Origin of the sequence: Arthrobacter ipis (assembly GCF_014694315.1) — a bacterium.
GTDB lineage: Bacteria > Actinomycetota > Actinomycetes > Actinomycetales > Micrococcaceae > Arthrobacter > Arthrobacter ipis.
In genome coordinates this window covers 129,640-152,455 of the sequence record NZ_JAAOXD010000003.1, presented here as the reverse complement: position 1 = coordinate 152,455, position 22,816 = coordinate 129,640, and the positions used below count along the sequence as shown (strand labels likewise).

Below are 22,816 nucleotides of genomic sequence, written 5' to 3'. Positions count from 1 at the left end.
TCGGCGGCCGGACCTGTGGCGATGGGGTAAAAATGACTCATGAACGTGCGCACCCCTGACCCCAACCCCGGCTGGCTCTCGGACGAAGATCTCTTCGAAGCCCGAGGCAGGCTTCCGATGGTCTACGTGGAGGCGGTGCCGGTCCGGCTGGATCCACTCGGGTTCGTGAATGAGGTGGGCACGCTCCTGCAGGCAGACGAGGACGGCACCATGGTCCGGTCGCTCGTCTCCGGCCGGGTGCTCTACCGCGAGACCATCCGAGCCGCCCTGCTGCGCCACATGGAAAAGGACCTCGGCCCGCTGGCATTCCCTCAGCTCCCCATCAGCCCCGTGCCCTTCACCGTGGCCGAATACTTCCCCGCCCCCTCGCACACCGGCTTCACGGACGACCGCCAGCACGCCGTGTCGCTCGCCTACATCATCCCCGTGACCGGCGAATGCGACCCCCGCCAGGACGCGCTGGAGCTGACCTGGATGACGCCCCAGGAAGTGCTCAGCGACGGCGTGCAGCTCGAGTTCGCCGGCGGCCGCGGCGCCCTGGTGAAGCAGGCCCTGGCCTACGCCGGCGTCGGCAGCTAACGCCCGGGCGCCCGCGCCTCCCCGACTTCGCAGCCTCTCCTTTGTAGACTGTTGGGCGGACCGCAAGAGAACTTAAGGACTCCCGATGAACCACCCTGCAGCTGCCAAGACCTACCGTGAACAGCAGGCGGGCTCTCTGCGGGCGGGCGACCACCTGCTCTTGCCGGATGGCAAGCGGTCAGCGGAAATCCACTCCGTAGAAGTCGAAACCGATGATTTCGGCAGCCCCGCCATTATCCTTGCCACCCTCACCGGCGGCGGCACGCTGCGCATCGCGGCCGGCTCGTCCGTGCGGATCCCCGAACCCGCGGTTGGCGACTTCCCCGCCCCGGAAGACGCCGGCAATGACGCTGTGAAGACCGCAGGCGTCGGCGAAGGTGCCGCGCCTGCAGACGGCGCCGGAACGGCGGATGGTCCCGCCCAAACGTCGGACGCCCAGGCGTCCGACGCCGGCACCGCCCTTTCCGTAGTGGCGAACAGCGTAGTGGGGGACCAAGCACCCGCGGAGCCTGCACGGACGGCGCCCGCCGCCGTCGTCGTGCCTCCCCTGCCGTCCACCACCCCGGTGGTGATCGGCCCCAGCGTCGATGATCTTGCCCTCATCCCGGAGCCCTCCGGAACCCCTGAATCCGTGGTGGAAGCCGTGGCGGAGGCCCATCCGGACTCCGCCGGGGTGCAACTGCTGGCCGACAAGCTGGTCAAGGGCATCAACACCAAGTCCGGCAGCTGCCTGAAGGACCTGAGCGACCTCGCGCATGAGCTGTTCGTCATGCTCAAGGACGCCGAGGCCGCGCTGGCGGTCGCCGACCTGCTGAACGTGCTGCCGTTCGACGGCAACCCGGGGCGCTGGGGATCGGTGGAGGCGTCGCTCGCGCTGTCCAGCTACGTGTGCCGGCAGACAGGGCACAAAGACCGCGCCGCCGTGTATGAGAAGCTGCTCCGGGCTCCGGACAACCAGGAGACGGATCCGTTCAAGGCGCGGATGCAGGCCAGGGTGCGCCAACGCTCTCTCAACGAGCCGAACCTGTACGACAAAGAGATTTTCCGCTCCATCGACAACTCCAACCATGAGGCGGAGCGCGAGTGGCGGTTGCTGCGCCTGGAATCGCTGCTGTTCCTTCGCGCCCACGGAGGATCGCAGACCATCAGCGCATCGGAACTGGAGCGGCGGATTGCGAACGAACTGGAATCCGTGCGGGCCTAGGCAGCCCCGGGCCTGCCGCTGGGACGGCTGAACCCGTTTTCCACAGAAATTTGCTCTAGCCCGGGTTGCACCCCAAGTTGTAGATTCAGGCCATGACGAACAATCTCAGCGTTGTGATCAATTCGGACGCGCCGCAGGTTTGGACGATGCTGCGTGAACCCTCGAAAATCGCGCAGTGGCATGGCTGGGAAACCGACGAATTGGCCGAGGAAATCAATGAGATCTACTTCGGCAAGAACGTGGTCGAAGGGCCGGACCACACCACGCTGACCGTCGACGGCGGCGACGTCTTTACGCTGAAACCCGTGCCCACCGGGACAGAGGTCAGTGTCACCCGCGCCGGCGTGGACCACAACTCGGAATGGGCCGCGTGGGACGAGGACATCACCCAAGGATGGCTCATCTTCCTGCAGCAGCTGAGGTTCGCGCTGGAGCGCCATCCCCACGGCCAGCGCCGGACCTGCTATTTCTCCGTCCCCGGCAGCGGCGGGTCCGCAATCGAGAAACTCGGGCTCAAGGACATTCCCGCCCCCGGCGAAGAGTATTCGCTCACCCTCGGCACCGGCGAGGAAGTCTCGGGCAGGGTCTGGCACAAGACCAACCACCAGGTGGGCCTCACCGTGCACAGCTACGCGGAGCACGGTGAGGGCCTGCTGATCGTGGCCGACCAGCCCGTGATCCCCGAGAAAAGGCCCGACGGCGGATCGCTGGTGATCCTCTCGCTGTACGATCTCGGCGCGAACAGCATGGAAACGATCCGCTCCCTGTGGGACGACTGGCGCTCTGAGAACTACCCCACATCAGAACCCCTCCAGTAAGGGTCCGCGGCTGTTAGCTGGCACACTTGAACCGTGCCAGCCAATCCTGACCCCTCCTTCCCGCCTGCACCGGTGCCTGCCGCCCGCCAGTCGGAGTTCTCCTTCCGGGTGGGCAAGCGGCTCACTGAAACATGCAGCCCCGCCCCCGAACAGGAGAGCGCCAACGGAGGCGGGTTCCTGGGCCGGACCGGCACCATCACCACCCCGCACGGCGAGATCCAGACGCCGGCCTTCATCGCCGTCGGCACCAAAGCCACGGTGAAATCCGTGCTTCCCGAGTCCATGGCCGAACTCGGCGCCCAGGCCCTGCTGGCCAACGCCTACCACCTGTACCTGCAGCCCGGCCCCGAGATCCTGGACGAAGCCGGCGGCCTGGGCGCCTTCATGAACTGGCCCGGGCCCACCTTCACAGATTCGGGCGGCTTCCAGGTGATGAGCCTCGGGTCGGGGTTCAAGAAGGTCATCGACATGAAGACGGTGCCGGTGGCGGATACCGCCGTCCCCGACGATGCTGTGGCGCCGGGCAAGGAGCGGCTGGCCCACGTGGACGAGGACGGCGTTTGGTTCAAGAGCCACCTCAACGGCGACCGCCACCGCTTCTCGCCCGAGATCTCCATGGAGGTCCAGCATCAGATCGGCGCAGACATCATGTTCGCGTTCGACGAGCTCACCACGCTGCAGAACTCACGGGGCTACCAGGAGGAATCGCTGGAGCGCACCCGGCGCTGGGCTTTGCGGTGCATCGAGGAGCACTTCCGGCTCACTGACGAACGCCCGGGCAAGCCGTACCAGGCGCTGTTCGGCGTGATCCAGGGCGCCCAGTACGAGAACCTGCGCCGCAAGGCCTGCCGCGACCTCGGTGCCATGGCCTTCGACGGATACGGGATCGGCGGCGCCCTCGAGAAGGAGAACCTGGGCACCATCGTGCGCTGGTGCAACGAGGAACTGCCGGAGAACAAGCCGCGGCACCTGCTGGGCATCTCCGAGCCGGACGACATCTTCACGGCCATCGAGAACGGCGCCGACACCTTCGACTGCGTCTCCCCCACCCGCGTGGCCCGCAACTCGGCGTTCTACACGCCCGACGGCCGCTTCAACCTGTCCGGCGCCAAGTACAAGCGCGACTTCGGCCCGTTGCAGGACGGCTGCGACTGCTACGCCTGCCTGAACTATTCGCGCGCGTACATCCACCACCTGTTCAAGGCCAAGGAGATGCTCTCGGCCACGCTCATCTCCATCCACAACGAGCGCTTCGTGGTGAAGATGGTGGACGACGCGCGGCTGGCCATCGAGTCCGGCGACTTCTTCGAGTTCAAGGCCGAGACCCTGGGGCGGTATTACTCCTAGGGCCTGTGGCGCGCCGTTTCGACGGTTCCCTGCGCACCAGACGTCGCGGAACGTCGAAGCGGCAGGGAACCGTCGAAGCGGCGTTCTCCACATAAGAGCGGGAGTCTCTGTGGCTCCGTCACTGCCGTGGCCAAGGTGGAGAGATGAACTCACGTGTCCCTGCATTGCCCGTGACGGAGAACCTGTGGCGCACAGACCAGCTCCTGCAGCACGGCCTGAATTCGCGGGCAATCGCCCAACTGGTTGGCGAAGGCAGCCTCATCCGAGTGCGCCGCGGCTGCTATGCGCGAGGTAGCTGGTGGACGGGCCTGAACGCCGCGGGCCGCCGTCGCCAGCTTATTTTTGCCCATGCGCACGGAACACGGACGACGTCGGCCGGTGGCTTCGTTTACAGCCACACTTCAGGCGCCAGCCTGCAGAGGCTCCATCTGTGGGGCGTCGACGGTGTGGTCCATCTGACCCAGGCTGGCTGCCCGTCGGGTGTCTCGCACGGGCGCGACGTGGCGGCCCATACCCGGCGTCTGAGCAGCCGTGAGGTGACCTTTGTGGATGACCTGCCGTGCACCTCGTTGGAGCGGACTGTAGTGGACTGCTGCCTGATGTTTAACGTGCGCCAATCCCTGATTCTCGTGGACCACGCCGCCCGTCTGGGGGCCGACTTGCACCTGCTGCAGGACTACTGCACCGCGTTGGCGGGCCGTAACGGGGTTGTAGCATTGCGCCGGGCACTGGAGTTGGTGGATGCCCGCTCCGAATCTGCAGGTGAGAGCTTGACCCGGGAACTCATCCACAGGCTCAGGATTCCGCCACCCGAGCTCCAATTCGTGGTGCGGACATCCTTGGGCGAGCACCGCCTGGACTTTGCATGGCCCGAGCGAAAGGTTGCTCTGGAGTTCGATGGCAAGACAAAGTACTTTGATTTCCGGCCCACGAGCGAGGTCGTGTTCGAGGAGCGCCGGCGAGAAAAGGTGCTCATGGAGCAGGGGTGGGTTTTCGTCCGGGTGGAGTGGAAGGACCTGTTTCGGGAACAGGAGTTCAAGTACCGGCTGCTTCGGGCGCTGGAAGTGGGATCGGGTGGTACACAGCCCGCCCCGTTTCGACGGTTCCCTGCCCGTTAGACGTTGCGGAACGTCGAACGGGCAGGGAACCGTCGAAACGGGCGCAGAGCCGAACTACGCGTAGCTCGGTTCGCGCTTCTTGACCCAGCCGATGGCCAGGGTTGTCACGGGAACGAAGAGGAACTCCACGAGGGTCTTGTAAAGGAAACCCACCAGCACGTAGTTCACAAACATGCCGAAGTCACTGATGCCGATCACCGAGGCCGCGATGCTGCAGAAGATCAGCGTGTCCACAAATTCGCCTGCCACTGACGAGCCCATGATGCGCGCCCACAGGGACTTCTCCCCGGTGCGCGCCTTCATCCGGACCAGGATCCAGGAGTTGATGGTCTGCCCGGCGAAGAACGCCAGAAGCGAGGCCAGCACAATCTGCGGAACCGGGCCGATGGCGCCTTCGAGGGCGGCCTGCTTGGCGGTGCCGAAATAGTCGTCGAAGCCGGGCAGCGCAATGATCACCCAGTAGCAAAGCGAGGCGAAGACGGACAGGGCGAACGTGGTGACAATGGCTTTCCGGGCCACCCTGAAGCCGTAAACCTCACTGATGACGTCGCCCAAGATGTACGCCAGCGGGAACAGGAAAAAGCCGCCGTCCGTGACGATTGGGCCGAATGCCACGCCCTTGGAGGCACCGATGTTGGACAGGATCAGCACCACGGCCATGACGGCGAGCATGATCCCGAAGTAGGGGGAGCCGACCGAGGCGAATTTCGGCGCTGCTTTCGGCACGGAGGACTGGGCGGTGGTCATGGGGGGTTCCATTCGTAGTGGTTCGCTCGGCTGCCTGCGTCCCGACCAAGGGGTCTGGCGGCCGGCTGTATTAGCACTGGACGGGCCCCGCCGGCTGGCCGCCGAAACCGCCCTCCATTGTCCCACCCGGGAGGCCGCCCACCAGCGCCGCCACCGTAGACTGGCGGAGCATCAGCCGTCCAGGGGGACGCATGAACCAGACCAGCAGCTTGAGAAAGCACGGCCACCGTCAGCCGAGGGTGGTGCTGCCTGCACGCTCGGTGTGGCTGGGCATACTGGTGGCACAACTGACATTTTGTGTTTTGTTCGGAGCGGCAGCCGGGCTTGCCCCGGCAGCCAGACCAGCGGAGCCTTTGTTGCTGTCGTCGCCTTCCTCATAGGCGCACTTCCGGCGGTGTTCATCGGCTGGGGCTTGGGGATGCCCCTTGGTCTCCTGCTGCGGCCGGTCCGAAACCAGTGGCTGCACGTAGCAGCCTTCGGAATACTAGGGGGCGGCGGTCGGACTGCCGTTCGGAGGTCTCGAGCACCCGCCCATGTTCCTGGCTGCAGCCGGCCTGGGCGCCTCCACCGCCGTCGGCCGGCTCAGCATCCGGAACTTCGTCCGGGTATACGACGACCCCCAGCCGCCCGCCGGCGTGCGTTGTTGTGTTGACCGCCAGCGGAGGTCAGGCGTTGACGAAGTCCTCGTCGCCATCCTTGCGCCCCGCGCCTGCAGCCGTGCCGGACCAGGCGTGGCCCTGTTCGCGGTCCAGGTGCGTGGTCTTCTTGTTCTTCAGCGCGAAGATGTAGACCAGCAGGGACACACCGATCGCGACGGTGACGTACGTGAAGAACAGATCCACCTGGTTCGACTTCTGCAGCGCCGCGCCGATCAGCGGGACAGTGCCGCCGAAGAGTGAGTTGGCGATGGCGTAGCCCAGACCGACGCCCAGCGCGCGGATGGATGCCGGGAAGAGCTCGGCCTTCACCAGGGCGTTGATGGAGGTGTAGCCGCCCACGATCAGCAGGCCGCCCATCATCAGCAGGAACGCCGTGAAGGGGTCCTTGGTGCCGGCCAGGGTGGAGAGCAGCGGCCAGGTGAACAGCACACCGGTAATGCCGAACCAAAGGAGCAGCGGCTTGCGGCCCACCTTGTCGGAGATGATGCCGTAGACGGGCTGGAGCAGCATGAAGATGAACAGCGCCCAGAAGTTGATCACGGACGTGTCGGTCTTGGCGATGCCGGACGTATCGTTCATGAACTTCAGGATGAAGTTGGTGTAGGTGTAGAAGGCCACGGTGCCGCCCAGGGTCACGCCGATGCAGATCAGCAGCGGCTTCCAGTGCTCGTTGAACAGAAGCCGCAGGGTGCCCGGCTGGGCTTGGCCGGATACGGCGGGAGCCTTGGCCGCCTCGACCTGCTCCGCGGAAACCGTCTCCTCCATGGAGCGCCGCAGCCACAGGACCACCAGCGCCGCAACGCCGCCGATGGCGAACGGGATGCGCCAGCCCCATTCCTTCAGCAGGCCGTCGCCCAGGGAGTTCTGCAGGATCACCAGAACCAGCAGGGCCAGCATCTGGCCGCCGACAAGGGTCACGTACTGGAAGCTGGAGAAGAAGCCGCGGCGCTTGGACGTGGCGGCCTCGGACATGTACGTGGCGCTGGTGCCGTATTCGCCGCCCACGGAGAAGCCCTGCAGCACACGGATGAGGATCAGCAGGACCAGGGCCCAGATCCCGATGACATCCTTCGTCGGGAGGATCGCGATCGCGAAGGACCCCGCGGACATCAGGGTTACGCTGAGGGTCAGGGCCGCCTTGCGCCCGTTGCGGTCAGCGTATCGTCCGAAGAACCAGCTGCCGATGGGGCGCATGAGGAACGATGTCGAGAAGACCGCCATCGCTTCCAGCCCGGCCTGGAGCTCGTCTTTGGAATTGAAGAAGTCTGCCTGGAAGTACGCCGCGAAGACTGTGTAGACGTAGAGGTCGTACCACTCCACGAGGTTGCCGGCGGAGCCTTTGAGGATGTTGCCGACCGCCCGGCGGGTTTGTGCTGCTTCTGACAGTTGGGTGCTCATCAGTGAACCTTCCTGGATTCGGCGCGGAAAGAAAGCAACGCCGCCCGCCACCCTACGGCCTGTGACAGGGGCCACCGCCCGTTTTGGTCATATTGTTCATGAGCACAATGCGGGCGCCGCGCGGCCGGTGGCAGGATGGGGGCATGACTTCTACCGCGTTTGACTCCTCCGCTTTGGCGTCCAATACCGTGTCCGACGACGTTTCCGGCACCGCCGCCGCTCCCGCCGTCGTCCTGACCATCGCCGGCTCGGAGGCGACGGGCGGCGCCGGAGCCCAGGCTGACCTGAAGACTTTCCAGGAACTTGGCGTTTTCGGCATCGCCAACCTCACGTGCATCGTCTCCTTCGACCCAAAGAATGACTGGAACCACCGCTTCGTTCCCGTGGACCAGGAAGTCATCGCGCACCAGATTGAGGCGACGACGGCGGCCTACGGTGCCGCTTCGGGCGCACCGTCCGTGCTGGACACCGTGAAGATCGGCATGCTGGGCAGCCCGGCCACCATTTCGACCGTTGCATCCGCGCTGGCTGCGGGTGCGTTCAGCAATGTTGTCCTGGACCCGGTGCTGATCTGCAAGGGCCAGGAGCCGGGCCACGCGCTGGACACTGACCAGGCGCTCAAGGCGCAGATCCTGCCGCTCGCCACGTTCGTCACGCCCAACCACTTCGAGGCGGAATCACTGTCCGGCCTGGAGATTACCGACGTCGACTCCCTCAAGGCTGCGGCCATCCGGATCCACGAGCTGAGCGGAGCATCCGTGCTGGCCAAGGGCGGCGTGCGCCTGTCCGGGCCCGACGCCGTCGACGTCTTCTACGACGGCGAGACCCTCGAGGTCCTCACCGCTCCGAAGGTGGGCGAGGTGGCCGTCTCCGGCGCCGGCTGCTCGCTCGCCGCGGCAGTGACGGCCGAGCTGGCCAAGGGTGCATCCCCGCTGGAGGCAGCGCGGACGGCCAAGGACTTCGTCGCCGCCGGCATACGCAACCGCGTGGCCTCGGGTGCCCCGTTCGAAGCTCTCTGGCAGGGCGGCCCGCGCTAGTCAGCAGCGGGGCCGGGTCAGGATCGGGGGTCAGCCACTGTTCCCATGAACAGCGGCAGCCCGGTTTCGGCGTGCACGATCTGGTAGTGGAACGGCCGGTCGAAGTCGATGGTGTGCTCGGGCCGGGGCGGCGCGCCGGTGACCATGCCGTTGATCTGGGTTACCGCGGCAGCCACGGTTCCCTTCTCGGCCACCGTGATGTTGGCGGCCTGCGCAGCCTGCGTGATGGTCATCCGCGGCTGAATCGCGTTGAAGTCCTCAGTGGTGGTGAGCGTCTTATGCAGTCCGGCGGCTTCCAGGACCGGGCGCAGGTCGAAGCTGCATTTGTGGTCCCAGCGGGGCAGCTGAATCTGCACCGTCTCCAGAGGCGCGGTGTCCATCGCATCCGCGATTTCCCTGAGTTGAGGTGCCCTGAATAGGGCATCGGAGTCGATAGCTTCCGGCAGGACCAGACGCATCACGAATCCCTCGGCATACGGCAGGTCCACGGCCCGCCAGCCGGTGCCTGCCGCGTACTTCATCTCTAGCCGGTTATGCATGGCGGGGACGTCGATCTCCTCTCCCCCGCCCGTGGTGAAGGGCATGTCCGAGGTGTCACTCGGGTCAAACGGGGTCTGCCACGCTGCCGCAAAGTACAGGGCGTTGAGCAGGCTGAAGGTGTTCCGGGGATCGTACTTCGCCGGCACCTGCCTGATCCGGCCGCCCGTGTTGCTGTCCACCCAGGCATCGATTGCGGGCTTGGTGGCGCCCTCATCGCTGAAATCGACCGGATACACGCCGGTCCCGTAGTGCCTCGCCAGCGTGCCGAGGAATGCCTCGCCGGTTGGCACGTCCTTGTCCACGAACAATCCGTTGGCGGCATGCATGACAGGCTGCCGCGGCGGGTTGTCCTCGTCTACAGTGCCGGGGTCGCCGTCGAACTTCGCCAGGGACGCGAGCAGCGCATTCATGGCCTCATCCCTCTTCTCTGGGAAACCCACAACACTGTCCAGCTCGGCAGCCGATTCCCCGGAAGCACCAGCTCGAAGCATCGCCAGCGCAATCAGCAGGCTTCCCGGCGAGAACACCACGTTCCCGCCCGAACCGTCCCCGCCGTCCGCCAGCAGCGCCTGGCCGAGCCCAAGGGCGGAGTCCCGGAAAGCACGGAGTTCAGCGGCGTAAGCCGTGCCATCCACCGAAACCCGCTCCACGCCGCCGGCCTTCACCAGTCCCGGCACCGGCGCCGAACACGCCGTCGAAAGCGCGACTACGGCCGAGGCCGCCACTATTTTGGCCATTCGAATCCTGTCCATTGCAGTCCTCGGCTCATCCGGAGAACACCGTATGTGATCAGTCAACCAGCGGGGTCAGACAGTAACGATGCCCGCCCGGTCACGGTTTGCCGTCGCTTTGGTCTCACCCGCCCGACGCTCTCCCATTTTCCGCAACGTTTTCGGCAACGCGCTCTCATGCGGCCTTTCTGGCCCCTGAACGCCGGGTGCGGTAACCGTCGTCGGTACCGCCCGCCGTCGGCCGCGTACGACGCCGGAGGGAGACGACGGCGGGAGGGCCCGCCGTCGTTTTTTGGCACCCTCTGCCCGGCGCACCTAACGGTGAGCCACTACCTCCGCGGAATGTTCCGGAGGTTGCTGCGCGCCATGCTCACGGCCTCGCCGGCGCCACGGTTCAGGACCACCTTGGACATGGCGGTGGCGAACCCGAGGACCTGCGAGCCGGTGATTTTCGGCGGGATCGACAGTGCCTTGGGATCCGTGATGAGCTCCACCAGCGACGGCCCCGGATGGGCGAACGCCTCACGGTAAGCGTCCTCAATCCGGGCGGGATCCGTGACGCGCACCGCGTGGAAGCCGAGGGCGCGGGCCACGGCGGCGTAGTCGGCGTCGGGCACGTCCACACCGAAGTCCGGCAGGCCGTCCACCAGCATCTCCAGCTTGACCATGCCCAGGGTGGAATTATTGAAGACCACCACGTTGACCGGCAGCCGATGGGCGGCAACGGTGATGAGCTCGCCGAGCAGCATGGACAGCCCGCCGTCGCCGGACACCGAAATGACCTGGCGCCCCGGGTACGCCACCTGCGCGCCGATCGCGTGCGGCAGCGCGTTGGCCATCGAGCCGTGCAAGTACGAGCCGATCAGCCGGCGCGTGCCCAGCGGGTTGATGTAGCGGGCGGTCCAGACGTTGCACATGCCGGTGTCCGCAGTGAAAATGGCGTCCTCGGCCGCCATTTGGTCCAGGAGGGACGCCGCATATTCCGGATGGATCGGCTGCTTCTTTTCCACCTTGCGGGTGTAGGCGCCGACGGCTTTGTTCATGAGCCTGTCGTGCTTCTTTAGCATCTGGTTGAGGAAGCGGCGGCTCTTCTTCGGCGCCAGCAGGGGCATCAGCGCGTTTAGGGTAGGCAGCAGGTCGCCGTGGACGGCGATGTCGACGTCGGTCCGACGGCCCAGTCGGTGCGCGGCACGGTCCACCTGGGCCGTGCGGGTTCCGGGCAGGAACTGGTCGTAGGGGAAGTCTGTGCCCAGCAGGAGGAGCAGGTCCGCGTCCTCGATCCCCTCCGCCGCGGCGCCATAGCCCAGCAGCCCGGTCATGCCGATGTCGTATGGATTGTCGTACTGCAGGAAGTCCTTGCCCCGCAGGGTGTGCCCGACCGGCGCGCCGATCAGTTCCGCGAGCGCGATCACCTCGTCATGGGCGCCCTGCGTGCCCACCCCGGCGAAGATGGCAACCTTGCCGGCCGCATTGATGGCATCGGCGAGCTCCCTGACGCTTTCGGCGTCCGGTGTCAGGGTTGCGGGCCGGAACTTTGCGGGCAGCGGGGTTTCGCCCGTGGCCTCCAGCCCGGCGATATCACCGGGAAGGGTCACGACGGCGACGCCGCCCAAGGCGACGGCGTGCTGGATGGCGCTGTGCATCACCCGCGGCGCCTGTTCCGCCGTACTGATGAGTTCCGAGTAGACGGAGCATTCGTTGAAGATCCGGTCCGGATGGGTTTCCTGGAAGAAGCCGCTGCCGATCTGCTTGCTCGGGATGTGCGAGGCGATGGCCAGAACAGGTGCGCCGGAGCGGTTCGCATCGTACAGTCCGTTGATCAGGTGCAGGTTGCCCGGGCCGCACGAACCGGCGCACACAGCAAGTTTTCCTGTCAGCTGGGCCTCGGCCGCGGCGGCAAAGGCGGCGGCCTCTTCGTGCCGGACGTGGATCCAGTCAATGCCGCGCTGCTGTGAGCCGCCGGTCTGGCGGACGGCGTCGACAATCGGATTGAGGCTGTCCCCGACGATTCCGTAGATCCGCTGGACGCCGGCAGCCTGGAGTTGTTCGATGAGCTGGGTGGCAAGTTCCTTGGCCATGGGTGCACGCTCCCGCAATCGCGTTGGTGGGCTGACAAGGGCCAATATAGTCCGATCAGCTTGGCGGGGGATTCAGGTTGGCTGGTGGCGGTGTTCTGGCGGTGGCCCGTGCCTGCCTGTTTTCCACATACGGATGCTGACCGTTGAGGCCCTGGGTTCCGCACTCATAGCGTTGTTGGAAAGGCACTCAGCCTCTCCAACAAACCACAGTGAGGATTCGATCTTGGCCAACAAAACGCGCCGTCGCCGGCAGCCCAGACGGAAGCCCCGCAGCGGGCACCCTGCCGCGAAAACCGCCCTCAGACCAGTTTCCATGGCCTCGCGCCAACGCGATCAGGAAATGGGATCCCTGGTCGAATTCATAATTTGGCATCGGGACCACGGGATACTGCCAGACCACCGTCCCGTATTGGAGCATATGATCGAGTTCTTCCCGGTTTACGCCGACATCTCGGGCGGCGCCGCCGTGACCGCAATGGACCCGAGACTCATCGCTAAACTTGTCGTGTCGCTCAATGCGCGTAATACCGAGGTCGCAGCCTCTTTCTGTGCCGCCCTGCACGAATACATGCACTTCCTGGGGCAGACCGGGCGCTGGTCCGGCAGTCAGGAAAGCCTTCGGGTCTTGCACGGCGTCCTTTATTACGGGATGCATAACGAAGAAGTTTCCCCCGCCGGGTGGCCGCGCACGCGAGCCGCTATCGGTCGTGAGGCCTCCCCCAAAAGTGCGTGAGTGCGACGGGCAAGCCGGCGAAAACCGCGGAAGCCTTGTCAAAGACCCGGAAGAACTGCGGCGGTGTTGGTCAGCTACCCGAGTGAGCCTGCAGGAACGTGTACACCTCGGTCTCGTCCACGCCGGGGAAGGCGCCCGGGGGCATGGCCGCGAGCAGGTGGGAGTGGGCCCGGGCCGAGGGCCAGGCATTGCCTGCCCACTCGGATGTGAGCGCGGCCGGCGGCCGTTTGCAGCAGGTGGGGTCGGGGCAGTTGGAGGTGGCCCGGGCCGTGGTTTCCCGTCCGCGGAACCACTTCACGTGCTGGTACGGGACACCGATGCTCAGCGAGAATTGCCCGCTGGCGGACCGTTCCGTCCGGGCGGTGCACCAGTACGTGCCCGACGCCGTATCCGTGTACTGGCTGTAGGCGCTGAACTTGTCCGGAACATCGAACACGGCACGGGAAGTCCAGGCCTTGCACGACGGCTGACCCTCAATGGCGCCCGTGTGGTCCTGCGGAAAATTCACGCCGTCGTTCTCATACGCCTTGTAGATGATCCCGCTCTGGTGCGTCTTCTGGAAATGCGTGGTGATGCCCAGATGTTTGGTGGCCAGGTTGGTGAAACGGTGGGCTGCTGTCTCGTAGGATACGGCGAAGGCATCCCGGATGTCCTCGACCGCGATCTCCTTCGCCGCCTTGGCTTTCTGCAAAAATTCCACGGTTGCCTGCTCGGGAAGGAGGAGGGCCGCGGCGAAATAGTTCGTGGCCACCCGTTGCGCGAGGAAATCGCCGTAGTTGCGGGGCGTTTCATGGCCCAGCACGTAGTGCCCCAAGGCCTGGAGGAGCACGGAGCGGGGGTCGTGGTCCTGCCGTTCGCTCTGCGTCAGATAAATTTTGCGGTTCTTCAAATCGGTCACCGAACGCGTGGAATGCGGCAGGTCGCCCACGTGATGGAGGCTGAAACCGAGGTTCTCAGCGATGTCAGCAATGACGTGCTGGCTGAGCGGACCGGTGGTGTAGCCGACCCCCTTGAGGACCTTCTGCGCCTCCGCCTCATACTCCGGGAAATAGTTACCACGCTCACGCATCATGGCACGCAGCTCGCCGTTCGCGCGGCGGGCCTCCTCCGGCGTCGCCACCTGCTCGTTCATCTTGCGTTCGAGCTCGTGCAGCAGCCCCACCTGCGCCTCCAGGACATCCATCGGCAACCGCGAACTGATGCGGATTTTGGGCAGGTTCAGCGACCCGTAGAGCGGGCCCCGCTGGTAGCGTTCGAGCTCGATCTCCAGGCCTGCCCGGCGGCTGGGCGGTTCGGCTCCGAGCAACTGGTCAATGCTGACGTTGAGTGCCGTTGCCAGGTGCTGCAGCAGGCCGAGTTTGGGTTCCCTCTTGCCATTCTCAATGAGGCTCAACTGGCTCGGTGCGGTGCCGACGGCGGCACTCAGGTCATCCAGCGTCAGCCCCGCCTGCTTGCGCAGGTGGCGGACGCGGCGACCGAGCGAGATAACGTCCAGTTCAGCCGTCGACTGCGGTGACGACGGCTGCGATACTTCCCTGTTCCAGCTTGAAGGCGACATTTCTGAAGAATACGTGAAGAAGTGCATTTCTTTCCATCCTTTTCCCCTAGAAAGGTGTTGGAAAGTGCAGAAAAGTAGGTGTCACGGAAAGAAACACCACCGGAAAAGCCGGCCGGAGCTGCAAAGGCGCAGCGAAGGTCGGGCCGGAACCAAGAACTCCCGGAATGGCCCGGGAGCTAACAAGGAGACAAAGATGACTGCAGCATTTGAGCCCACCCAGCAGACGCCCGAACAGCAGGCCGCCGCACTGGAGCTCGAGTGGGCTGCCAACCCGCGCTGGGAAGGTGTGACCCGTGATTACAAGGCAACGGATGTCGTCCGCCTCCGCGGCCGGGTCTCCGAAGAGCACACCCTGGCCCGCCGCGGCTCCGAGAAACTGTGGAAGCAGCTCACCGAGGAGCACAAGGAAGGCAAGTACACCAACGCCCTGGGCGCCCTGACCGGAAACCAGGCCGTCCAGCAGGTCAAGGCCGGCCTGCGCGCCATCTACCTTTCCGGCTGGCAGGTCGCCGCGGATGCGAACAACTCCGGCCACACCTACCCGGACCAGTCCCTGTACCCGGCCAACTCGGTCCCCACGGTGGTCCGCCGCATCAACAACGCCCTGCTCCGCGCGGACCAGATCGAGTTCTCCGAAGGCATCCAGACGGTCGAGGACTGGATGGTCCCGATCGTCGCCGACGCCGAGGCCGGCTTCGGCGGCCCGCTGAACGCCTACGAGCTGATGAAGTCGATGATCCAGGCCGGCGCCTCGGGTGTGCACTGGGAGGACCAGCTCGCCTCGGAGAAGAAGTGCGGCCACCTCGGCGGCAAGGTGCTGATCCCCACCCAGCAGCACGTCCGGACCCTGAACGCGGCCCGCCTGGCCGCCGACGTCGCCGGCACCCCGTCCGTCGTCATCGCCCGCACCGACGCCGAGGCGGCCACCCTGATCACCTCCGACGTCGACGAACGCGACCAGGAATTCATCACCGGCGAACGCACCCCGGAGGGCTTCTACAAGGTCCGCAACGGCATCGAACCCTGCATCGCCCGCGCCAAGGCCTACGCCCCCTACTCGGACCTCATCTGGATGGAAACCGGCACCCCGGACCTGGAGCTGGCCCGCAAGTTCGCCGAGGCCGTCAAGGCCGAGTTCCCGGACCAGATGCTCTCCTACAACTGCTCGCCGTCCTTCAACTGGCGCAAGCACCTGGACGACGCCACCATCGCCAAGTTCCAGCGTGAACTCGGCGCGATGGGCTTCACCTTCCAGTTCATCACCCTGGCCGGATTCCACGCCCTGAACTACTCGATGTTCGACCTCGCCCACGGCTACGCCCGCGAAGGCATGAGCGCCTACGTCGAACTCCAGGAAAAGGAATTCGCCTCCGAGTCCCGCGGCTACACCGCAACCAAGCACCAGCGCGAAGTCGGCACCGGCTACTTCGACGACATCTCCACTGCGCTCAACCCGAACGCATCCACATTGGCCCTCGTGGGATCCACAGAAGAAGGCCAGTTCCACTAACGCTTACGCTCGACGGCGGCCGTCGCCTCCGGCCTTCGGTCCGGCCCACCTCCGGCCTTCGGACCGGCACTGCTCTGCCTGCTATCCCCATGCCCGCCCCCATGACCTCGTAGAACTCGGTCGGGGGCGGGCACAGGGCCCCTTTACGCAGGCTGCCGCAGTACCGGCCGCTTCGGCCTTGCGGGCACCGCACCTGACGCCTGGTGCATATGTCACCACCCGCCGTCTGACTTCCCTTCTTCTCTTTAAGGAGAGACTGAAATGAACAGCTTCACTGACAACTTCACGATCAATGGGATTACTTTGACCGCTCAGCCGATTTGCCGGCAGGGCGAGGTGCTTACGCCGGACGCTCTGGCTTTCGTTGCGCAGCTGCACAAGGCGACTGCGGACCGGCGGCAGGAGCTGCTCCGGGCCCGGCGGGCACGGCGTGACGACATCGCCCGGGGCCAGGATCCGCGTTTCCTGCGGGAAACCGAGTCCGTCCGGAACGATCCGCACTGGCGCGTGGCTCCCCCGGCGCCCGGCCTGGAGGACCGGCGCGTGGAGATCACCGGCCCGGTGGACAAGAAGATGACCATCAACGCCCTGAACTCGGGCGCCAAGGTCTGGCTGGCTGACATGGAAGACGCCTCCACGCCGTCGTGGCGCAACGTCATCCAGGGCCAGCTGAACCTCACGGACGCGCTGGAGCGCCGGATCGATTTCACGTCGCCGGAGGGCAAGGAATACAAGCTCAGGGCCGCCGAGGACCTGCCCACGATCGTGGTCCGCCCCCGCGGGTGGCACCTGCCCGAGAAGCACATGCTCATCAACGGCGAACCCATCGCCGGCGGCATCGTGGACTTCGGCCTGTTCTTCTTCCACAACGCCCGCCGCCTCCTGGCCCAGGGCAAGGGCCCGTACTTCTACCTGCCGAAGATCGAAAACCACCTCGAGGCCCGGCTCTGGAACGACATCTTCATCCTCGCCCAGGACCTGCTCGGCATCCCGCAGGGCACCATCCGCGCCACGGTGCTGATCGAAACCATCACCGCCGCCTTCGAGATGGAGGAGATCCTGTACGAACTCCGCGACCACGCCTCGGGCCTGAACGCCGGCCGCTGGGACTACATCTTCTCCCTGATCAAGAACTTCCGTACCCGCGGCCCGCGCTTCGTCCTCCCGGACCGCGGCCAGGTGACCATGACCCAGCCCTTCATGCGGGCCTACACCGAACAGCTCGTGCGCGCCTGCCACAAGCGCGGCGCCATGGCTATTGGGGGCATGGCCGCCGCCGTTCCCAACCGCAAGGACGAGGCAGCCAACACCAACGCCTTCGAAAAGGTCCGCGCGGACAAGACCCGCGAAGCCAACGACGGCTTCGACGGCTCCTGGGTGGCGCACCCGGACCTGGTTCCCGTGTGCCGCGAGGTGTTCGACGCCGTCCTCGGCGACCGCCCGAACCAGCTGGACCGCCTCCGCGAAGACGTCACCCCGGACGACCGCGCCCTGATCAACGTGGCCGCCACGACAGGCACCATCACCGAACAGGGCATCCGGAACAACATCGAAGTAGGCATCCGCTACATCGAGTCCTGGCTGCGCGGCAACGGCGCCGTCGCCATCCACAACCTGATGGAGGACGCCGCCACCGCCGAGATCTCCCGCTCACAGTTGTGGCAGTGGATTTACTCCCGCGCCATCACGGACCACGGCGAGATCATCAGCCGGGAATGGGTCGAGGAGATGCTGGACGAGGAATTCGCCCGGCTGGAGCGCTTCGACGGCGACCGCTTCACCGATGCCCGCGACATCTTCGAGGAGGTCACGCTGAGCGACAAGTTCCCGAGCTTCCTCACGGTTCCCGCCTACGCCCGGTACCTGCACGAGGCCCGCGAGGGCATCGACGCCACGGCCGAGGCCATCGAGGACGAGCTCGTCGCCGCCTAGTCCCCACCGGCGAGACAGGGCACAGATTTCCGCCCGCCGGGCCGCCACGCCCTTCGCAACAGGCACCCCCGAGGGCCGGGGAGGCGGCCCGGCAGCGGAACAACCCCACAGCGCGAACTGGCAGCTACTGACCCCAAAACCCCGGTCTGAGGGCGTTAGCTGCCAGTTCGCGCTATGAGGTTAAGGGAAAGTACGACGGCGGGACCGCGCCTAACGCTGGCGGGGCACCTTCCGCACGGACAGCGTTGTGGACGTGACGAACGCCAGCACGGATCCGAGGATCACCAGCAGCGGCATGGACCAGGTGCCCGAGGAGCTGTGGACGTAGCCCACCACAGTCGGAGCCAGCGCTGCGACGCCGTAGCCCACGCCCTGGACGATCGCCGACATCCGGCCCGCGGACGCCTGGTCCCGGGCGAGCTTGATGATCGCGATGAAGATGAGGGTGATGCCCCCGCCCTGCGCCACTCCGCCGAGCGAAGACCACAGCCACCACAGCTGGGGAGCGAACAGCAACCCCAGCGGAACGGTCAGCCACATGGCACCCAAGGTGACCGCAACCGCCGTCGTACTTGCGAACCGGGCCGCAAGCGGCACGCCGAGGCTGCCCGCGATGGCCATGATCTGGAAGAGCGAAGAGCCTGCCCCCGCGGCCGCCGGTGTCATGCCGAGTTCATCGGACAGCAGGGTGGGCAGCCAGGCGGTCACGCCGTAGTAGGAGATCGCCTGGCCGGCGAAACCGACCGTCAGGCCCACCGTGATCCAGCGCGACGCCGGGCGGCCGGCAGCCGGCGGGCCGCCCGTACCGTCGTCGGCTGCCGGGAGGAAGGCCCGGCGCCCGGTCGCGAAAACCCAGAATCCGACGGCCGCGATGGCGAAGGCAGCCGATCCTGCAATGGCCGCCCTCCAGCCGGCCAGCTCGGCCAGCGGTGCCGTGACCACGGAAGTTAAGAACGACCCGACGTTCAGGGCAGCAGTGTAGATGCCCATCGCGGTCCCCTGGCGCCGCGGCGAGAAGTCGCGCCGGATGATCAGCGGCACCGCGATGTTGCCCACGGTGATGGCCAGGCCCAGGATGACCGTACCTGCCATCACCATGGCCCCGCCGCCAGCCGACCGGACCGCCACGCCGGCGAGGACGCCCGCGAGCGTGAGGGTGATGGCCAGTTCCGCACCGAACCGGCGCCCGGCGAGCGAGGCAAGGGGCGCCGCGAGCGAGAAGCACAGCACCGGAATCCCGGTCAGCAGGCCCAGCTCCACGGATGTAAACCCGAGCTCCTGCTGCATCAGGCCCAGCACCGGCGCCACTGCCACGAAGGGGCCCCGCATGTTGAGGGCAATGAGGCCGATGCACGCGAGCAGGATCCAGCTGCGGGGAACCTTCGTTCCGATCGTGTCCCTCATAGGGCGCGGACGTCAGCGTGCTGGAAGCGGGTAAAGGGTTTCATCACCCTCATTGCTATCACGCGCCGCCCCCAACCGGCGGGCAGGGCGGCGGGAGCGGCGGGGCCACACGGTTCCGTTCGCGCTTAGGGGGTGTTCAGGAACCAGTCCCGCGGGGCGTTGCTGACACCAGGCTCCTCGCGGAACCGGCCCGGCTGGGCCACCCATCCCACGCCGTTGGCGATCACCTGCCGGATCTGCGGCTGGTGGTACACGGGGTACTCCTGGTCGCCCGGGCTGAAGTAGAAGATCCGGCCCTTCCCGCGCGTGAACGTCACGCCCGAGCGGAACACCTCGCCACCTTCGAAGGAGCTGATGAAGATAAGGTCGTCCGGCTCGGGAATGTCGAAGAGTTCGCCGTACATCTCCTGCTTCGGGATCACGATGGGGCTTTCCACGCCGGCGGCAATCGGATGCGACGGCTTCACGGTCCACACGAGCTCCCGTTCGCCCTCGTTCCGCCACTTCAGCGAGCACGTGGTGCCGAGCAGCCTGGTGAAGATCTTCGCGAAGTGACCGGAATGCAGGACGATCAGCCCCATGCCGCCCAGGACGTGCCTCTGCACGCGCTCCACCACGTCGTCGCTGACCTCGCCGTGGGCAACGTGTCCCCACCACAGGAGCACGTCCGTGGCGGCAAGGGTCTCCTCGGAGAGCCCGTGTTCCGGGTCCCCGAGCGTGGCGGTGGTGATGCCGGCGTCCGGGTAGAAACCCTTCAACCCGTCCGCGACGGCGCCGTGGATGCCTGCGGGGTACATCTCAGCCATGGTTTCCGGCTGGTTGTTCGCCTCGTGAACGCCTTCGTTCCAGACCAGGATGTTGAGTTTTTCAGTCATGTCAGAGCCTCACTTCGCGCTGTTCGAGGGCGGATTTGTAGCAGGCGTCGAGCACCAGGGCACGGGTCAGGGCGAGTGAGCCGTCGTGGGCTCCCCACACGGTCTCGCCGCCGCGGACGGCTTCCACAAAATCCTCCACCACGGCCTGGTGGGCGCGGCCCGGCTCCGCCACCACCACGTAGTCGGCGTTCTCGCCGTCCTTTTCCTTGAAGATTCGGACATCCGCAACGGGGACGTTGGATGCCCCGACGGCGCGGAGTTCCGCTCCGCCGTCGGTGCCGTAAACGGTGAAGTCCATCAGGTCCTCCTCGTCCCTGTAGGCTGCCCAGCCGGCTTCGAGGATCAGCGTGCCGCCGCCTTCGAGACGGATGAACGCCGAGGCGAAGTCCTCCACCTCAAACTTGTGGGAGGACTTCATGGCGGTGTAGCGGGCGTTGCCGCCGAGGCCGCGGGGTCCCAGCTCTGAATGTGTCGACGCCGAGACGGAGAGAACCCGGGGTTCGCCCAGCAGGTGCAGGGCATAGTCTAGGACGTGGACGCCGATGTCGGCGAGCGGGCCGCCGCCGGCCAGGGCAGGGTTGGTGAACCAGCTGCCGAGCATGGGGATGCCCTGCCGCCGGAGCCAGGAAGCCTTGGCGTAGTACGGGCGGCCGAGTTCGCCGTCGTCAATGATGCCTTTGAGCTTCTGGATGTCGCCGCGGCGGCGGTGGTTGAAGGCCACATCCAGGACGCGGCCGGCCTTCCGTGCGGCCTCCACCATCTGGAGCCCCTCTTCCCCGTTGCGCGCCAGGGGCTTTTCGCTCAGGACGTGCAGCCCGCGCTCCAGGGCGGCGACGGCAATCGGGGCGTGCAGGAAGGTCGGTACTGCCACGCTGACGGCGTCGAGCCCGTCGAGTTCGATCAGGTCCTCCCAGCGGGCAAACGTGTGGGGGACGCTGTGCTCGTCCTTGATCTTCCTCAGCAGGTCCTCTTCCATCGCGGCGACTGCGACGAGTTCCACACCGTCGATCTTCTTGTAGGCATCGATGTGCTGCTGGCCGGCCCAGCCGATGCCGGCGACGCCGACCTTTAGAGGTGGGTTCTTCTGGTTGCTCAATGTTCAAGGCTCCGTTTCGAGTGGGTGTGAAAGTCGGTCTGCCTGCGGCTAGCCCATTGCCTGCGGCTAGCCCGTAGCCTGCAGTGTTGCTTCGATGACCGTCGGGGAAAGGACGTGCTGGGTCACCATTTGGCTCGCGCCCAGCACGGCAGCCTGGCTGCCCGCCATGGACAGGCCGATGCGCAGGTGCGTGGTGGCAAGCGGCAGCGACCTGCGGTAGACCACTTCGCGCACGCCGGCCATAAGGTGCTCGCCCGCCTGGCCAAGGCTTCCCCCCACGACGATGACGGAGGGATTCATGAGATTCACCACGGTGGCGAGCACGTCGCCTACGTCCCGGCCGGCCTGGCGCAGCGCCTGAATCGCCTGCAGGTTGCCCTCCGCCACCAAGCGAAGGACGTCCGCGCCGCCCCCTGCCTCCACGCCCTGCGCCGCCAGTGTGCGCGCCACCGCTGGGCCTGACGCCAGCGCCTCGAGGCAGCCGTAGTTGCCACACCGGCACAGGACGTCGTCGCCCCTGGGCACGCGGACGTGCCCCAGGTCGCCGGCAGTGCCGTTGGCGCCGCGCTGCAGTTCGCCGTTGCTGATGATGCCGGCCCCGATGCCCGTGGCCACCTTGATAAACAGGAAGTTGTCGTGCTCCGGCCAATGGGCAGTGCGCTCTCCCAACGCCATGATGTTGACGTCGTTGTCCACCAGCACGGGCACCGGGAACGAGCGCTGGACGTAAGTGACTACGTCGAACCCGTCCCAGCCCGGCATGATGGGCGGTTTCACCGGCATGCCGGTGGCATGCTCTACGGGTCCCGGCAGGCCAATTCCGACCCCGGCAAGGTCCTCCGGAGTCCGTCCCGTCTCCGCCAGCGACGACGTCGCCTCGGTCATGAGCCGGTCCAGCACTGCCTCTGGCCCCGCGGCCACATCCTGGACCAGGCGCCGTTCGCTGAGGATGTTTCCGCCCAGGTCGGTGACCGCGATGATCACGTGGGTGGCACCGACGTCGACAGCCAGCACTGCCCGGGCGGCAGGCCTGAAGGCAAAGCGCGACGGCGGCCTGCCGCCGCTCGATGTCGCCTCACCAGCGGGGCCCACCAGCCCAGAGGCAATCAGTGCATCAATGCGGGAAGCCACCGTGGAGCGCGCAAGTCCGGTGGTCAGCGCCAGCTCGGCCCGGGTCCGGGCCCTGCCGTCGCGGAGCAGCTGGAACAGGTCGCCAGCGCGGGACAGGCTGCCAGTACCCTCGGCGGCAACCGACTCCGCAGTCTGGCTATCACCCATTCGTGGACTCATGGCTTCAGTGATAGCACGAATGCTTCTGAGTGTCACAGGACACAAAGAAGGGCGATAACTCTCTGACTTTTGCTTGACGTTCGTCAGAAGTGGTTCTAGGTTGGGCGGTGAGCCGCATCACCGAGTGTCACCGGTCGCGGCGGACGGAGCTTTCCGGCGATT

Annotated in this window: 18 protein-coding genes; 9 read left to right on the top strand and 9 right to left on the bottom strand. The window is 66.1% G+C overall.

Annotated elements, in window-relative coordinates:
- Positions 1 to 39: 39 nt before the first annotated feature.
- The 5 genes from G9E11_RS07760 (at position 40) to G9E11_RS07740 (ending at position 5,066) form a co-directional block, all read left to right on the top strand.
- Positions 40 to 579 carry an NUDIX hydrolase family protein gene (locus G9E11_RS07760; protein ID WP_111902459.1) on the top strand — a complete coding sequence of 180 codons (540 nt, stop codon included), beginning with the start codon at positions 40 to 42 and terminating at the stop codon, positions 577 to 579.
- Between the two features lie 85 nt (positions 580 to 664).
- The gene (locus tag G9E11_RS07755) at positions 665 to 1,783 is read left to right on the top strand and encodes a DUF6707 family protein (RefSeq protein WP_190604503.1); all 1,119 of its coding nucleotides are present in this window, start codon (positions 665 to 667) and stop codon (positions 1,781 to 1,783) included.
- 92 nt (positions 1,784 to 1,875) lie between these two features.
- Positions 1,876 to 2,601, top strand: a complete 726-nt coding sequence (locus G9E11_RS07750) for an SRPBCC family protein (protein ID WP_190604501.1) — start codon at positions 1,876 to 1,878, stop codon at positions 2,599 to 2,601.
- A 33-nt stretch (positions 2,602 to 2,634) separates the two neighbouring features.
- Entirely contained in the window at positions 2,635 to 3,948 is a 1,314-nt protein-coding gene (gene tgt, locus G9E11_RS07745; RefSeq protein WP_190604499.1) for a tRNA guanosine(34) transglycosylase Tgt, read from the top strand.
- Positions 3,949 to 4,091: 143 nt separating this feature from the next.
- Positions 4,092 to 5,066 (top strand): type IV toxin-antitoxin system AbiEi family antitoxin domain-containing protein, encoded by a 975-nt coding sequence (locus tag G9E11_RS07740; RefSeq protein WP_190604497.1) that lies wholly within the window; start codon positions 4,092 to 4,094, stop codon positions 5,064 to 5,066.
- Between the two features lie 54 nt (positions 5,067 to 5,120).
- Here G9E11_RS07740 and G9E11_RS07735 read toward each other — a convergent pair whose 3' ends face one another.
- Both G9E11_RS07735 and G9E11_RS07730 read right to left on the bottom strand, forming a co-directional pair.
- Positions 5,121 to 5,813, bottom strand: coding sequence for a queuosine precursor transporter (locus G9E11_RS07735; protein ID WP_190604495.1), 693 nt, complete (start codon positions 5,811 to 5,813; stop codon positions 5,121 to 5,123).
- 665 nt (positions 5,814 to 6,478) lie between these two features.
- Positions 6,479 to 7,870 carry an MFS transporter gene (locus tag G9E11_RS07730; protein ID WP_190604493.1) on the bottom strand — a complete coding sequence of 464 codons (1,392 nt, stop codon included), beginning with the start codon at positions 7,868 to 7,870 and terminating at the stop codon, positions 6,479 to 6,481.
- 143 nt (positions 7,871 to 8,013) lie between these two features.
- On the opposite strand from G9E11_RS07730, the gene G9E11_RS07725 reads away from it, so the two are divergent.
- Positions 8,014 to 8,907, top strand: a complete 894-nt coding sequence (locus tag G9E11_RS07725; RefSeq protein WP_246468816.1) for a hydroxymethylpyrimidine/phosphomethylpyrimidine kinase — start codon at positions 8,014 to 8,016, stop codon at positions 8,905 to 8,907.
- Between the two features lie 17 nt (positions 8,908 to 8,924).
- Here the strand turns inward: G9E11_RS07725 and G9E11_RS07720 are convergent, their stop codons facing one another.
- Positions 8,925 to 10,184 carry a serpin family protein gene (locus G9E11_RS07720; RefSeq protein WP_246468815.1) on the bottom strand — a complete coding sequence of 420 codons (1,260 nt, stop codon included), beginning with the start codon at positions 10,182 to 10,184 and terminating at the stop codon, positions 8,925 to 8,927.
- 323 nt (positions 10,185 to 10,507) lie between these two features.
- Positions 10,508 to 12,256, bottom strand: coding sequence for a pyruvate dehydrogenase (locus tag G9E11_RS07715; RefSeq protein WP_190604489.1), 1,749 nt, complete (start codon positions 12,254 to 12,256; stop codon positions 10,508 to 10,510).
- A 409-nt stretch (positions 12,257 to 12,665) separates the two neighbouring features.
- Between G9E11_RS07715 and G9E11_RS07710 the strand changes: the two genes are divergently transcribed.
- Complete coding sequence (locus G9E11_RS07710; protein ID WP_190604487.1) at positions 12,666 to 12,989, top strand: hypothetical protein; 324 nt, start codon at positions 12,666 to 12,668, stop codon at positions 12,987 to 12,989.
- A gap of 70 nt (positions 12,990 to 13,059) precedes the next feature.
- Here the strand turns inward: G9E11_RS07710 and G9E11_RS07705 are convergent, their stop codons facing one another.
- Positions 13,060 to 14,574 (bottom strand): helix-turn-helix transcriptional regulator, encoded by a 1,515-nt coding sequence (locus G9E11_RS07705; RefSeq protein ID WP_190604485.1) that lies wholly within the window; start codon positions 14,572 to 14,574, stop codon positions 13,060 to 13,062.
- Positions 14,575 to 14,740: 166 nt separating this feature from the next.
- On the opposite strand from G9E11_RS07705, the gene aceA reads away from it, so the two are divergent.
- Positions 14,741 to 16,057, top strand: coding sequence for an isocitrate lyase (aceA, locus tag G9E11_RS07700; protein WP_190604483.1), 1,317 nt, complete (start codon positions 14,741 to 14,743; stop codon positions 16,055 to 16,057).
- A 261-nt stretch (positions 16,058 to 16,318) separates the two neighbouring features.
- Positions 16,319 to 17,989 carry a malate synthase A gene (gene aceB / locus G9E11_RS07695; RefSeq protein ID WP_190604481.1) on the top strand — a complete coding sequence of 557 codons (1,671 nt, stop codon included), beginning with the start codon at positions 16,319 to 16,321 and terminating at the stop codon, positions 17,987 to 17,989.
- Positions 17,990 to 18,199: 210 nt separating this feature from the next.
- Here the strand turns inward: aceB and G9E11_RS07690 are convergent, their stop codons facing one another.
- From G9E11_RS07690 to G9E11_RS07675, 4 genes are all read right to left on the bottom strand, one after another.
- Entirely contained in the window at positions 18,200 to 19,393 is a 1,194-nt protein-coding gene (locus tag G9E11_RS07690) for an MFS transporter (RefSeq protein ID WP_190604479.1), read from the bottom strand.
- A 125-nt stretch (positions 19,394 to 19,518) separates the two neighbouring features.
- Complete coding sequence (locus G9E11_RS07685; RefSeq protein ID WP_190604477.1) at positions 19,519 to 20,268, bottom strand: ThuA domain-containing protein; 750 nt, start codon at positions 20,266 to 20,268, stop codon at positions 19,519 to 19,521.
- A gap of 1 nt (position 20,269) precedes the next feature.
- A complete protein-coding gene (locus tag G9E11_RS07680) occupies positions 20,270 to 21,364 on the bottom strand; it encodes a Gfo/Idh/MocA family protein (RefSeq protein ID WP_190604475.1) in 1,095 nt (364 codons plus the stop codon).
- Between the two features lie 66 nt (positions 21,365 to 21,430).
- Complete coding sequence (locus tag G9E11_RS07675) at positions 21,431 to 22,642, bottom strand: ROK family transcriptional regulator (protein ID WP_190604473.1); 1,212 nt, start codon at positions 22,640 to 22,642, stop codon at positions 21,431 to 21,433.
- Between the last annotated feature and the right edge of the window lie 174 nt (positions 22,643 to 22,816).

Excerpts from the sequence above, each read along its gene's own strand:
- G9E11_RS07735 (WP_190604495.1), bottom strand. The coding sequence starts at position 5,813 with ATGACCACCGCCCAGTCCTCCGTGCCGAAAGCAGCGCCGAAATTCGCC.
- G9E11_RS07725 (WP_246468816.1), top strand. The coding sequence starts at position 8,014 with ATGACTTCTACCGCGTTTGACTCCTCCGCTTTGGCGTCCAATACCGTG.
- G9E11_RS07705 (WP_190604485.1), bottom strand. The coding sequence starts at position 14,574 with ATGCACTTCTTCACGTATTCTTCAGAAATGTCGCCTTCAAGCTGGAAC.
- G9E11_RS07720 (WP_246468815.1), bottom strand. The coding sequence starts at position 10,184 with ATGGCCAAAATAGTGGCGGCCTCGGCCGTAGTCGCGCTTTCGACGGCG.
- G9E11_RS07730 (WP_190604493.1), bottom strand. The coding sequence starts at position 7,870 with ATGAGCACCCAACTGTCAGAAGCAGCACAAACCCGCCGGGCGGTCGGC.
- G9E11_RS07750 (WP_190604501.1), top strand. The coding sequence starts at position 1,876 with ATGACGAACAATCTCAGCGTTGTGATCAATTCGGACGCGCCGCAGGTT.
- G9E11_RS07760 (WP_111902459.1), top strand. The coding sequence starts at position 40 with ATGAACGTGCGCACCCCTGACCCCAACCCCGGCTGGCTCTCGGACGAA.
- G9E11_RS07690 (WP_190604479.1), bottom strand. The coding sequence starts at position 19,393 with ATGAGGGACACGATCGGAACGAAGGTTCCCCGCAGCTGGATCCTGCTC.
- G9E11_RS07755 (WP_190604503.1), top strand. The coding sequence starts at position 665 with ATGAACCACCCTGCAGCTGCCAAGACCTACCGTGAACAGCAGGCGGGC.
- G9E11_RS07685 (WP_190604477.1), bottom strand. The coding sequence starts at position 20,268 with ATGACTGAAAAACTCAACATCCTGGTCTGGAACGAAGGCGTTCACGAG.
- G9E11_RS07675 (WP_190604473.1), bottom strand. The coding sequence starts at position 22,642 with ATGGGTGATAGCCAGACTGCGGAGTCGGTTGCCGCCGAGGGTACTGGC.
- aceB (WP_190604481.1), top strand. The coding sequence starts at position 16,319 with ATGAACAGCTTCACTGACAACTTCACGATCAATGGGATTACTTTGACC.
- aceA (WP_190604483.1), top strand. The coding sequence starts at position 14,741 with ATGACTGCAGCATTTGAGCCCACCCAGCAGACGCCCGAACAGCAGGCC.
- G9E11_RS07715 (WP_190604489.1), bottom strand. The coding sequence starts at position 12,256 with ATGGCCAAGGAACTTGCCACCCAGCTCATCGAACAACTCCAGGCTGCC.
- G9E11_RS07740 (WP_190604497.1), top strand. The coding sequence starts at position 4,092 with ATGAACTCACGTGTCCCTGCATTGCCCGTGACGGAGAACCTGTGGCGC.